Genomic DNA, 13178 nt, shown 5'->3' with positions numbered 1-13178 from the left:
ACTCTGGCGCAGTGGGCAGAAGAGCATGGTGTGGTTCTCGAATTTATCAAACCGGGGAAACCGACACAGAACGCATTTATAGAAAGATTTAACCGAACATACCGGACAGAAATACTGGATTTTTATCTATTCAGAACACTGAATGAGGCACGGGAGATAACGGAGCGTTGGCTGAATGAATACAACAGCGAGCGACCTCATGAATCCCTGAATAACCTGACGCCGGAAGAATACCGGTTGATGGCTGAAAAACCGGGGATCTCAAAAAGTACGTGGAACTAACGTAGGGATACTTACAATTCCACTAGCGGGACATATAGAATGGCTAAAAGGGTATAACGACCAGCCCTCAATGAACATGAGTCCTCGTAAACATAGCTTCAAATTGCTGAGGATTGATACGTAGTGTGCGTATGCTAATAAGAACGTGATTCACGGAATCTTTAGTCACTTTCTATATCTACATGGCCCCAAGAAAATTGTGTGGTAGTATATGGATGAGATTAATGAGTTGGTCAACGGTGAGATTGCAGTAGGGGCAGTGCATAAATAAAAACCATCAAGGTATATTCAAGATTTGATGGTTTTATCACTTAATAACAAAATAATATCGGCTATATCAATCGTAATAATCGGGAGAGTTCATCCAATCTGGTCCAACCTCACCAAGGTCGATAGTTATACTTGAGCTAATAACTTCAATACTATCGATTTCAATATCATTACCATCTTTGTTAAAATTAATTATAATATCGATATCTATATCCTCTGAATTATTGAAGATTCCTCCCCCCATACCAATAAATTCTTTATCAATACCATCCCAGGTATTGAAGTCAAGAGTAGTCTCAATATCAACGTTACAGTTCACTGTATATTGTACCGAAAAAAGTTCTTCTTCAGTATCAATAATGCTTAGGGTTGAGAGGAATTTTTCTAAATCATTTATAGGTTGTTGTTGATCATCTACCATTGTTAACTCTGAAGATTCAACGTCGTAGTAGAACGATGAGCTTGCTTCTACATCAACTGTTAAGTTATAAAGTTGATGTGGTATTGATTCTATTATTTCTTTATTTAGCTCATCAATATTGATAGTTTTCAGAGCATTAATGATATTGACTGAAGCATTCGAGTTGAATGCAGTTAACGCATTAGACAGTTCATCAATAAAATATAATAAAGGTGATGTCTCACAAAATTCTTTCCAGTCATTGTCTTTTGAAACGGCTAAAATTTTGGTATTGTTAGATTCAGCCCAAACTTCAAGGGCTGAAAGAGCTAAAGCATCAGGAAACTCATTTTTTTTATCTTTTTTGATAGCAAATGGTGCTATTTTATTAAAGTATAAATCTATTACTTTACTTAAGCTTGATAGCTCTGCACATTTTATTTCTCTGGCGCCAGCCTTCTTTTTGAAGTCATCAAATCGAGCTTTAGATATTTCATCTTCATTACTCGTAAAAAGCTCATCCATTAACTCTTGTCTGCGTTGAGGTGTAACTCCCCACGAGTTACCTATAACTTTAAGGCTATTTTTCGTCTCAGCTTTGTTCTTTTTTGCCTCTTCAATAAGGTGTGATAATGTTTCATGCTGAATCATATCAACTACAATGAATTTTATTTCAGTATTTTTGAATTGTGAGAGTTTTGATAATATTCCGACTTCAAATCCATAGTGATGATGGATATAAATAGAGGTGTCTAGGGTTATTGCCCCTATTTCTCTATTTGAAATTAATCGTTTCAAGTCGTCAATGTTAATATTAGGCATTTTGATTACCTTATTTATTGGTCTTTTGAAAATAGTTTGTCTGTTAACCTGCTTAATAGATCATTATTACTCTGTATACGCATTATTGATTTTGTGTTGTTAATTTTTTGCACTATTGCTCTATAATTTTCTTGCAGGAAAAATGGCGGTAGCGATATTTCAAAGTTCAATAGCTCTTTCCTGTTTAATTTAGGGATGTTTGCCCTGTCAGGTAAGGTTTCGGTATATTTTGTGAAAAAATCAGATAGTAAGAGTTGCCATATAAATTCACGATTAGTTTTGTTTGCTATAGGTTTTACAGGATACATATCGGCCGAACATAATCCACTGAAATCAGGAATTGCACATTTTTTCAAGTAAGGTCGTATCTTTGAATACAACACGTAACTTTCATCAAAAAGGAATTTTTTACTGATTAAGTTTTCATCACGTGCAGTTAGTGCCGGTAAAAGCAATCCGGTGTTTTTTTCTATTCTATCTGGACCGATATGTATTAAATCAATATATTCTTCTTCTCTTGGGTCTACCATCGGGGCATCTAGAGCCACAATATCTCCAAGTTTTACTCTATTTCTACTATCTTCTAAATGGGGAAACATCTCTAAAAAAGTGGTATGCAAGAAAGCATCAGCTAATTTGATGGCTTGCTCACGATTTTGGCGGATGCTATCAGCTTTATCTAGGATAGCTGCAATACGCTTTTGTTCTTCAATCGATGGAAGAGGAATACGAATATCAGCAAGCTTCTTTTTGTTAAGAGTTGCTCCCATCACAGCATTATCTGTCATATCTGAAAATACTAATGTTTTCATGACATGGCTTAGGTAAATAGTATCTAATTGAGATTTGTTTTTTATTGGAAGGGCAGCAATTGCTTCATTTGTATAAATATCAGTCTCAGATAAACAAACTTTACCAATAGATAATTTAAAGCTAAATAACACAGTGTTCGCTGGAACTTTTTTTATTCCAGACTCTTTAATAGCGAGATCGGTAATCTGTTCTTTTGTATTTGAGATCCATTTTCCTTGGTTCATATCAGCTATAGACAACCATCTATGACCGTTCCCCCAATATTTGCTATTACTTCTACTGGGGGTTTTTCCAATATTTATTTCACAAACATCGATTAATTTTACCATCGGCCAACTCACAGCATCTCCTCCAGTTCATCCAGATCCGCCAGAATCTCTTTTTCTAGATTTTTTAATCGCTTTAAAATCACCTTCGGATCTTCATATTTTTTTTCCTGATACACCACTTCTTTATAACGATTAATAGAGAGATCGTATTTCTGCGCTGCAATATCCTCTTTCGACACCACAAATGCCGCCTGCGTTCGATCTTTAAAATCAACACCAGCATCAATCCCTTCCGGATATTGCTGCTTAAGCAACGAGGCTGATCTCTCGCCCATAAAATTATCAACCGGTAGCCCGCGTAAAGTACGGTAATGCTTCCAGCTTGCCAGTAGATGCGGCAGATCGTTGTTTTTTATCGGGTTGCGCTTGTCATCCAGGCTGTAGCCGTCATTTTGTAGATCGTAGAACCAGACCTCATCCGTCTGGCCGCCTTTGGTGAAGATTAGAATCGCTGTCGCCACACCCGCATAAGGCTTAAATACGCCGGAAGGCAGGTTGATCACTGCTTCTAGTTGGTTATCTTCCACCAGCGTTTTACGCAGCGACTGATGCGCCTTGCTGGAGCCAAACAGTACGCCCTGCGGCACGATAGTGGCACTGCGTCCGCCTACTTTCAGCATTTGCAGAATGCGCGCCAGGAAGAGCAGCTCAGTTTTCTTGGTTTTCACCATCGCCGACAGCGTGGCGTCGATATCTTCCTCATCCAGTGAACCGGTAAACGGTGGGTTCGCCAATATCAGGTTGAAAGCATTTTTGCTAGCCTGCGGGAAGTTGGTGCTGAAACTCTGGCTCATGGTGTCCTGATAGTGGATATCCGGCTCTTCCACGCCGTGCATAATCAGGTTCATAGCGGCGATACGCAGCATAGTAGTGTCAAAGTCGTAGCCGTGGAACATGTTGTTATCCACATGGTCACGCCACGGCGTCAGCAGATCACCGGTAAAGATTTTTTGCTCTTCCAGCTCACCGCGTTCGTTGCTGCCAATCTCGGTATGGATGGACTCCAGCGAGCTGTATTTCTCCAGCAGGTACTCATAGCTGGTCGCCAGAAAACCACCAGTGCCACAGGCTGGATCGCAAATCGTCTCACCACGCGCCGGGTTCGGCTCCATCATTTCAACCATTGTGCGGATAATGTGGCGCGGCGTGCGGAACTGACCGTTGATCCCGGCGGTGGTCAGCTTGCTTAACAGGTATTCGTAGAGATCGCCTTTGGTGTCGCCACGATCCAGCGGCAGGTTTTTGATCACTTCCACGGCTTTGGTCAGCAGAGAAGGTTTGACGATCTCCAGACGAGCATCTTTCATAAAGTTGCCCAGCAGTGTCACCTTCGACGCATCGGCCTGGCCGAGCTGGCGGAAATGCTGGAATACGCCGTCGCGCACTACTTCCATCATTTCATCTGAACCGAGGTTACTGTAGTGACTAAAACGGAACTCCTGCTGCTCAGGCGCAAAGCGCGGTTTAAAATCAATACCCGCGATTTGTTTACGTTTCTCGTCCCGCTGTTCCTGGGTATCCAGCATTCGGGAGTACATCAGGTAGGTGATTTGTTCGATTACGGTCAGCGGGTTAGTGATACCGCCCACCCAGAAATCTTCCCATAGTCCGTCGATTTTACTTTTTAAGTCACCGGTGATCATTGTTAACGTCTATACCCTGTTATAAATACAAAAGCCCCGCTGCCGGGGCTTGTCATGTGCGTATTATACCGTTGCTGCGTCAGTCACAACACCCAGCTCTTCGACTATCTTTTGCAACCGGGCGATCTGCTCTATATCCGAGAACACGCCAGTGACGCCTTCGTTGTGGATATGCGTAAATGGCTGCTCAAAGAGCTGCCGCATCTCAATGGTGCCATAATCACGAATATGGTTTTTCAGCAATGACAGGAAGCGTAGTTGCTGGCTGGTCAGGCTGTTGTCAGCGGCGAACTGCGCAAAACGTATTTCCACCGCGTCGTTGTCCATCCCAATGATGGTACGTAATAATTTATCCAGGCTGGCGGTTGCCTGCGGGTAGAACTCTTTTAGCGCCCGGATATCGACGTTCGGGTTCTGGATCAGCACCAGCTTAGCCAGTTCATCCAGCTCGCTTTGCGTCACTGGCTCGCCGTTGCGGATTTTTTTCAGTACCGGGTTTTGCTGGAATAGCGGCTCCAGCGCTCCCTGAACCTGCTGACGATACAGTTTGAAATCAATCGAGCGGATATTGGTTTTGCGGGTTTCCGTCTGGATTAGGTTCGCATCTTCGGTAATATCCACCTGTATCGAACCAAATTTTGGCGTCGCATCTTTCTCCATCAGGTGCATTATACCGCGCAGATGAATGCGGATATCCTCCAGCTCTTCCAGGCTGGCTTGCTTCCACCAGCCTAAATCACGAAGTTGATTAATCCGCTGTCCCTGTTGCTGCACCTGAGTCAGATGCGGCGGCAGACGTTCCACTTTCTCGATGATGACCGGCCAGAGCACATCAAGCTCTTCCGGGTTTGTATAACGGGCAGTTTGCGCCGCCAGAATATCCATATCAAAGCGCATGGCATCGCTTTGCCCGCGAACGTCCAGCCACTGCATCAGCGGGGCCAGGACAGATAGCAGATCCTGCTGTGTTTTCGGGGAAAGCTGGCGCAGCACTTTTTCATCGCTGTACTGCGCTTTTTGCTGCCACTTTTCCTGTACGGCAATCGACTTTTCATCCAGCGCGTTGATCTGCTCGCGGAGCTGGTGAGCGACTAAATCCACCGCCTGTTTGTCGAACTTACGCTGTGCAGCAGCCCCCAGCATAACCCACGCTTCGAAGCGTTTTTGCGCCAGCGATTTTGTCGCTGTGACTTCGGCCTCTTCGGTATGCAACTCGTGATACTCAAAGTTGCCCCAGTGATCGAAGATGCGGAATTTCTGTTTATCCAGCGGTTTGCCGTTTTCATCATTGCCGTATAGCCCCGAACAGAGGCGTGTACCACGGCCAATCATCTGCCAGAACTTCACTTTCGATTTGACCGGTTTGGCAAAGACCAGATTCACAATTTCCGGGACATCAATACCGGTATCGAGCATGTCAACGGAGATAGCGATGGTCAGCTCTTTGTTAGTGCTTTCATCCAGCCCTTTAAAATCGTCAATCAGTTGCTCGGCGCGGGGATCGTAGTTGTCGATGACCTGACAGAAGCGTCCGGCAAACTGCGGGTACATATCGTCGAACAATTCATTTAACAACAGCGCGTGTTTGTGGTTCCGGGCGAAAATGATGGTTTTACCTGGCAGCTGGCCGTCCCGATCTTTCAGGCCATTTTCCATCAGGTTACGCAGGATATAGCGGTTGGTGTCTTTGTTGTAGATCGCCTCATCCAGCGCCTTACCATCAAATTCCAGCGTATTGGGATCGATACCCTGTTCTTCCAGTTCGCGGATTTGTATGTCGCTTAACTTCTCCCGTTTGATGCCTTCGCGCAGGAATTCCGTGGTGTGCGTGACAACCTCATAGGGAACCAGATTGTTATCGGCGATGGCATCTTCCAGACTGTAGTTAGCGGTAGGGATACGTCCTTCACAACCAAAAAGGCCGAAAGTGGTTTTACTCACCATGTCAATCGGCGTGGCTGTCAGGCCAATCTGGAGGGCATCAAAATACTTAAACAGATCGCCGTAAACGTTATAGATCGAACGATGGGATTCATCGGCGATGATCAGATCGAAATAACCGACATCGAAATGGTCCATGATTTTCATCATGCCAGGATAGGTAGCGATGTAGATTCTGGCATTCTGCCTGTCTGCTTTTTTGGATTTACCGACCACATACAGCGGCTCATTGGTGAATTGATTGAAGGCATTCGCCGCCTGTTTGCGCAGCTCTTTACGGTCGCAAAGGAACAGAACGCGTTTTACCCAACGGGCATCAATCATCAGTTTGCTCAGTGCAATCGCTACACGGGTTTTACCAGTGCCGGTGGCCTGAACGATTAATGACTGACGATATTTATTGGTAAACCGTTCGCTGATGCGGGCAATGGTTTCAAGCTGATACAAACGTCCGGCAACGGCCTTACCTTCGTTGTCTTTTACGTGCGGCACACTGTTCAGTGGCAGACGGGTTTCTCGCTGCTGAATAAGATATTGCAGGCTTTCCTTGCTGTAGAAGCCAAATACCCGACGCGGAGGATAACCATGAGTTTTATGGTCGTCCCACAGCCAGATATCGTAGCCGTTGGTGTAGAAGATGACCGGACGCTGACCATATTCTTTTTCCAGCCAGTCTGCATACAGTCGGGCCTGAATTCGTCCTTGTTCGGCATTAACGCTGGTTTTTTTTGCTTCCACCACCGCCAGCGGTTTATGCGCTTCATCCCACAAGACATAATCCGCATAACCGTCGCCGGTTGCAGTAGGTTGTTCTTTAACAGGATGCTCCTGCGTAACCTGATCGGTATTTTTAAGTTCTTCGCCTACATTCCAGTCAGCAGCAAGCAGGCGGGAGTCAATCAGGCGGCGGCGGGTTTCCGCTTCATCAATAGAGAGGATGTCGGCAACATGCTGGTTGCGAGCTCTGGCTTCATTCAGGCGCTGGGTGAGGTGTTCGGCTTTTTCCTGCTCTTGCTGGAGTGCGCGTTGTAACGCCAGTTCGCGCTCACGGCTTTCATCCTGAGCCCTGATTGCATCCTCCAGACGTTTTTCATCTGCACGACCTAAAGATTGCGTTAACGGAGGGAGAGAAAATTTGGGGCAGTTATCAACATTACCGTGGGCGTAACGAACATATAGCCAGACACCTAATAAATACGCTTCCTTAAGCAGCCAGTAGGTATCTTTGGCTTTGATACGTCCACCGTGCGCGGCGCGGTTGCCATGGATACGCAGTGCATCCATTTTCATGATGATGGCTTCTGGCATCATGCTGGTAAACACATCGGCGTTCATTAAATCGTACAGATTCGCCTTGATACCTTCCGGCAACCGCTCCTGACGATACAACCAGCGCACCATCAATTCAGTGTAGTTACGCAGCTTAACCAGACTGCTTTCCGGGTCGGAATGAACATAGCGTTCCGCCATACACGCGAGTTCAGCCAGTTCCGGCCACTGGCTGCGCAACATTTCAAAATTGAGAGACTGCTCCATCAATCATCGCCTTATGTCGTGGATACAACAGCATTTCTGGAAAGAATATCACACTAATTTGGCAGACAAAGTGAGCTTGTACATCTTCAGGGTAATGATTCCAACTTACTGATAGTGTTTTATGTTCAGATAATGCCCGATGACTTTATCATGCAGCTCCACCGATTTTGAGAACGACGGTGACTTCCTTCTCAGCCTTGCCAGATGCTGCCTCAGATTCAGGTTATGCCGTTCAATGCGCTGCGTGTAACGTTTGCTGATAACGTGCAGCTCTCCCTTCAGGCGTGATTCATACAGCGGCCAGCCATCCGTCATCCATACCACAACATCAAAGGGCGACAGCAGGCTCAGAAGACGCTCCAGTGTGGCCATAGTGCGTTCACCGAAGACGTGCGCCACGACCGTCCTGCGTATCCTGTCATACGCGTAAAACAGCCAGCGCTGGCGTGATTTAGCCCCGACGTAGCCCCACTGTTCGTCCATTTCAGCGCGGACAATGACGTCACTGCCCGGTTGTATGCGCGAGGTTACCTGCTGCGGCCTGAGTTTTTTAAGTGCCGTAAAATCGTGTTGAGGCCAACGCTCATAATGCGGGCGGTTGCCCGGCATCCGACGCCATTCATGGCCATATCAATGATTTTCTGGTGTGTACCGGGCTGAGAGGCGGTGTAAGTGAACTGTAGTTGCCATGTTTTACGGCAGTGGGAGCAGAGATAGCGCTGATGTCCGGCAGTACTTTTACCGTTACGCACAACGCCTTCAGTCGCGGAGCAGGCGGGACAACAGACAGAGACGGAAGCCACAGGAGCACCTCAAAAACATCATCATACGCTAAATCAGTAAGTTGGCAGCATTACCAGTTTTCTCTTGTGTCGGTATAATTACAACTACTAATTTTTTTGGGTAAATTTCACTGGAGTGGTTTACTGAATTTGGCCACCTGAACAGAGGTGATATGCTCACCTCAGAACAACACAGGTGCTCCAGTGAAAAGAAGAAATTTTAGTCCTGAATTCAAACGCGAATCTGCTCAGCTGGTTGTCTGGACTGACCCTACCTCAGTAGACATTTCCTGTTCTCACGATGTGGCCTGTTCGAAGCCTCCGCACTGACGCCGCCGGACCCGGTTACAGAACACTTCAATGTCATCGAAGATATCGGCCCGGGCCAGATCCCGGTTTTTGCCGCTCCGTTTTCTGATGCGTGCTTTTTTCAGCGAATTGAAGAACGATTCGGCCACCGCATTATCCCGGCCGTTGCCACGCCGGCTGATGCCCGGGACCAGGTTGCTGGCCTGGCAAAACCGCTGCCCGCCGCCGCCGCCGCACTGGCTGACCTGGTCTGAATGCACGATGACCTGCTCCGTGGGTTTATGTCGCGACACGGTCATCATCAGCGCGTTGCGTGCCAGTTCGCGTGACCGCATGGGCTTCATTGACCAGCCGACCAGGTTACGGGCGAAGAGATCGATAACCACCGCCAGATACAGCCAGCCCTGCCAGGTGCGGATATCAGTCATAGCGGTGACCCAGACCTGACGGGCCCGGACAACGGTAAACTGCCGCTGCACATGATTCGGGGCAACAGAAGGCCTGCCGGCGATGCGGCGTGGTGCTTTATAGCCGCGCACCGCTGTGATCCGGTTCAGTGGCATAGCTGGGCCCACGCGGTTTTTACCGCTGGTTCCCCGATTTCGTTCAGATCGCCATGAACCCGCCGGTAGCCGTATACGCCTCCGTTCAGTGAACAGGAGTCACGGATAAGCGTCAGCAGACGCGGGTTATCTGTATCACGCGCCGGGACCGGATGATGCCGCCACGCACAGGATCCGGCCCGGGCCACCTTCAGTACCCGCCACATCGCCATCACACCCCATACAGTGCGGTGCTTATTGATAAAGCGGTACTTCAGTCGGGCTCCCTTGCAACGTACCGCGCGGCCTTTTTCAGGATATCCCGCTCTTCTGCGGTGCGTTTTCGCTGCGCGATGAGCTTCAGGATCGCCGTTTTGGCGGCTATCAGATTGCGGGCATGCTGCTCGCTGTTGTCGGGTTTGATGGCCCGCCGCCACCTGTAGAGATCGTGTGTGGAAACGCCTAAACGATCGTAAACGTCGGCAACAAAATAGCTGCGCGCCGTAATATGACGGACGGCTCTTCATTAAGTTCGGGTGTAAATCGCGCTGTGTCCATACGTTCTTCCTGTGCTCAAACTAGACGGCAGGATTGTCTACCGGCATAGGGTGGTACAAAAAATACGATTTATTCAATTACGCCCGCCGGAATATCACCGGGCGTTTGGGGGGGAAATCCACAATCCCGCCTCTGCCGGCTTATCGTATTATTTCACGGCGCGTCAGTCAGGCTGATAATAACCAGTTTAATTTACTGGTACGGGTAATTTGCCGCGCGGTGGCGGTGCGACAAGCCAGGCATCCGCGCGGTCCGCTGTAAGGATGCGTAGTCTGGCTCGGCGTGATGTGAATATTCCTGCGGCCGGGCCTGAGGCCGGCGAGTATAATCGGCAAGATGGCGAAGACAGGTAACTGTTCAGTTTTTCAAATACGCGCTGACGTCTGGCCCCGCACGGGGTGATTACCGGACAAAATCAGACCTTTCGGGTTGCTGTTGCTATTTTGTACGATTGTGATCGTGAGCAACGCTGCGCGCGGAGTGTGCGGCCCCATACCGCGGGGCCTGCGGGGTGTTCTAAGAAAATTCTTACAAATCAGTGGGATGATCGAAATACGTTAACGGAGCATCACTGTTAAGTTTTGTTACACTTTTTCATTTCCACACTATAGCTGAAGATTTCTACACTCCGGAATTGTGCTTTATCCGAAAAATGTCTTTTTCAGAAAAATGCTCAACCGTACCGTGTCGATATGCTGGTGAAGGGATCGCGCCCGCTTGTATTCCGACGTGTTGATTCTTGTTGGATGATAAGAACCGGAATGTTGTTCTGGCCGGGRTTGCTTTTCGTCATGATGACTCACTGGCATTGACCGTTTCTATTACTCCATAGAACAGGGACAGCCATGTCTAACTCTTCCTTTCAGTCCGAAATACCCAAAGCGCGTATTAACCTCAAACTTGATTTGCACACGGGGGGCGCCAGCAAGAAAACCGAGCTCCCGCTGAAATTACTGGTAACGGGCGATTTCAGTCACGGCCAGGCGTCTGCGCCACTGTCAGAGCGCAGCAAAGTGAATCTGAATAAAAATAACTTTGACTCCGTGCTTTCCGATTATTCTCCAAAAGTGAGTCTGACCGTTAAAAATACCCTGGCGGATGACGGCAGCGAAGACAACGTCCGCCTGACCTTCCGCAGCATGAAGGATTTCACCCCGGAGCAGGTCTCCCGACAAATTCCCCAGCTGAAGGCGATGCTGTCCATGCGCAATCTGCTGCGCGATTTAAAGGCGAACCTGCTGGATAACCAGGCGTTCCGAAAGGAGCTGGAAAAGATTCTGCTTGACCCGGCGCTGAGTGCGGCGCTCCGGGCCGAACTCTCCGCCCTGGCGCCGAAGCAGCCATAACGGTCACGATGATTTAACGGATTAACAAGGAAGATGCTGATGTCTGTACAAAATGAGAATGCAACCGGTGGCGAGCGCGCGGTGCTGGAGCGCCCTGCGGCAGGCGGGGTGTATGCGTCCCTGTTTGAAAAAATCAACCTCCACCCGGTCGCTGAGCTGAGCGCGCTGGATATCTGGCAGGACGCGCAGGCGATGTCGGATGCGACGGCGGATGAACGGCTCACGGCCGGCATGCAGGTGTTCCTGGAGTGCCTGACCAAATCGGGCTCAAAGGTTGAAAAACTCGACAAAAACCTGATTGACCAGCATATCGCGGAGCTGGACTGGCAGATCGGCCGCCAGCTGGATGCGGTCATGCACAGCGCAGAATTCCAGGCGGTGGAGGGCCTGTGGCGCGGCGTGAAATCGCTGGTCGATAAGACCGATTTTCGCCAGAACGTGAAGGTTGAGCTGCTGGACGTGTCGAAAGAGGACCTGCGTCAGGACTTTGAAGACAGCCCGGAAATCATCCAGAGCGGCCTGTATAAACACACCTATATCGATGAGTATGACACCCCGGGCGGTGAGCCGATCGCGGCGCTGATTTCCTCTTATGAATTTGACGCCTCGGCGCAGGACGTGGCGCTGCTGCGCAACATCTCAAAAGTCTCTGCCGCCGCGCATATGCCGTTTATCGGCTCTGCCGGCCCGAAATTCTTCCTGAAGGACAGCATGGAGGAGGTGGCGGCGATCAAGGATATCGGTAACTACTTTGACCGCGCGGAGTACATCAAGTGGAAATCCTTCCGCGGCACCGACGATGCCCGCTATATCGGCCTGGTGATGCCGCGCGTGCTGGGTCGCCTGCCGTATGGCCCGGACACGGTGCCGGTGCGCAGCTTCAACTACGTCGAAGAGGTGAAAGGCCCGGATCACGACAAATACCTGTGGACCAACGCGTCGTTTGCTTTTGCATCCAACATGGTGCGCAGCTTTATCAACAACGGCTGGTGCGTACAAATCCGCGGCCCGCAGGCCGGCGGCGCCGTGCAGGATCTGCCCATCCATCTCTACGATCTGGGCACCGGCAATCAGGTGAAAATCCCGAGTGAGGTGATGATCCCGGAAACCCGCGAGTTTGAGTTTGCCAATCTGGGCTTTATTCCCCTGTCCTATTACAAGAACCGCGACTACAGCTGCTTCTTCTCGGCCAACTCGACCCAGAAACCCGCCCTGTACGATACGGCCGATGCCACGGCCAACAGCCGTATCAATGCGCGGCTGCCCTACATCTTCCTGCTGTCGCGTATCGCCCACTACCTGAAGCTGATTCAGCGGGAAAACATCGGCACCACCAAAGACCGCCGGCTGCTGGAGCTGGAGCTCAACACCTGGGTGCGCGGCCTGGTCACGGAGATGACCGATCCGGGCGACGATCTGCAGGCCTCGCACCCGCTGCGCGATGCGAAAGTGGTGGTGGAAGACATCGAAGACAACCCGGGCTTCTTCCGCGTGAAGCTGTACGCGATCCCGCATTTCCAGGTCGAGGGGATGGACGTGAATCTGTCGCTGGTGTCTCAGATGCCAAAAGCCAAAGCGTAAGGCGGGAGCAGGGATGAAAATTTA

The 13178-nt window shown here is 49.0% G+C and carries 8 protein-coding genes and 1 pseudogene; 3 read left to right on the top strand and 6 right to left on the bottom strand.

From position 1 onward, the window contains the following. A partial coding sequence (locus tag BS626_RS17670) for an integrase core domain-containing protein (protein ID WP_139308867.1) occupies positions 1-282 on the top strand: 282 nt, incomplete at its 5' end. Between the two features lie 337 nt (positions 283-619). Here the strand turns inward: BS626_RS17670 and BS626_RS17665 are convergent. The 6 genes and pseudogenes from BS626_RS17665 to BS626_RS17635 all read right to left on the bottom strand — a co-directional run bounded on the left by BS626_RS17665 (position 620) and on the right by BS626_RS17635 (position 10227). Next, complete coding sequence (locus BS626_RS17665) at positions 620-1774, bottom strand: PIN domain-containing protein (RefSeq protein WP_075183669.1); 1155 nt, start codon at positions 1772-1774, stop codon at positions 620-622. A gap of 14 nt (positions 1775-1788) precedes the next feature. Then, on the bottom strand, positions 1789-2928 hold the full coding sequence (locus BS626_RS17660; protein ID WP_240494335.1) for a restriction endonuclease subunit S: 1140 nt from the start codon (positions 2926-2928) through the stop codon (positions 1789-1791). Beyond that, positions 2925-4559, bottom strand: coding sequence for a class I SAM-dependent DNA methyltransferase (locus BS626_RS17655; protein ID WP_075183668.1), 1635 nt, complete (start codon positions 4557-4559; stop codon positions 2925-2927). Before BS626_RS17655 ends, BS626_RS17660 begins: the two co-directional genes overlap by 4 nt. Before the next feature lie 63 nt (positions 4560-4622). Further along, positions 4623-8036, bottom strand: coding sequence for a DEAD/DEAH box helicase family protein (locus BS626_RS17650; protein WP_075183667.1), 3414 nt, complete (start codon positions 8034-8036; stop codon positions 4623-4625). Between the two features lie 105 nt (positions 8037-8141). Continuing rightward, positions 8142-8839 (bottom strand): IS1 family transposase gene (locus BS626_RS17645; protein WP_205949630.1). Its coding sequence is split into 2 segments (ribosomal slippage): positions 8142-8590 and positions 8590-8839, totalling 699 coding nucleotides; the frame shifts between segments, so codons are not numbered across the junction. 275 nt (positions 8840-9114) lie between these two features. Beyond that, positions 9115-10227: pseudogene (locus BS626_RS17635) on the bottom strand (IS3 family transposase). 845 nt (positions 10228-11072) lie between these two features. On the opposite strand from BS626_RS17635, the gene tssB reads away from it, so the two are divergent. Beyond that, positions 11073-11573 (top strand): type VI secretion system contractile sheath small subunit, encoded by a 501-nt coding sequence (tssB, locus tag BS626_RS17625; RefSeq protein WP_075183664.1) that lies wholly within the window; start codon positions 11073-11075, stop codon positions 11571-11573. A gap of 33 nt (positions 11574-11606) precedes the next feature. Continuing rightward, positions 11607-13154 carry a type VI secretion system contractile sheath large subunit gene (gene tssC / locus BS626_RS17620; protein WP_075183663.1) on the top strand — a complete coding sequence of 516 codons (1548 nt, stop codon included), beginning with the start codon at positions 11607-11609 and terminating at the stop codon, positions 13152-13154. Positions 13155-13178: the final 24 nt, after the last annotated feature.

It is taken from the genome of Pantoea sp. 1.19 (assembly GCF_001922585.1).
In the GTDB taxonomy this organism is placed as follows: Bacteria; Pseudomonadota; Gammaproteobacteria; order Enterobacterales; family Enterobacteriaceae; genus 1-19.
The sequence above is the reverse complement of the archived record's forward strand: the minus strand, read 5'-3'. Positions and strand labels throughout refer to the sequence as shown.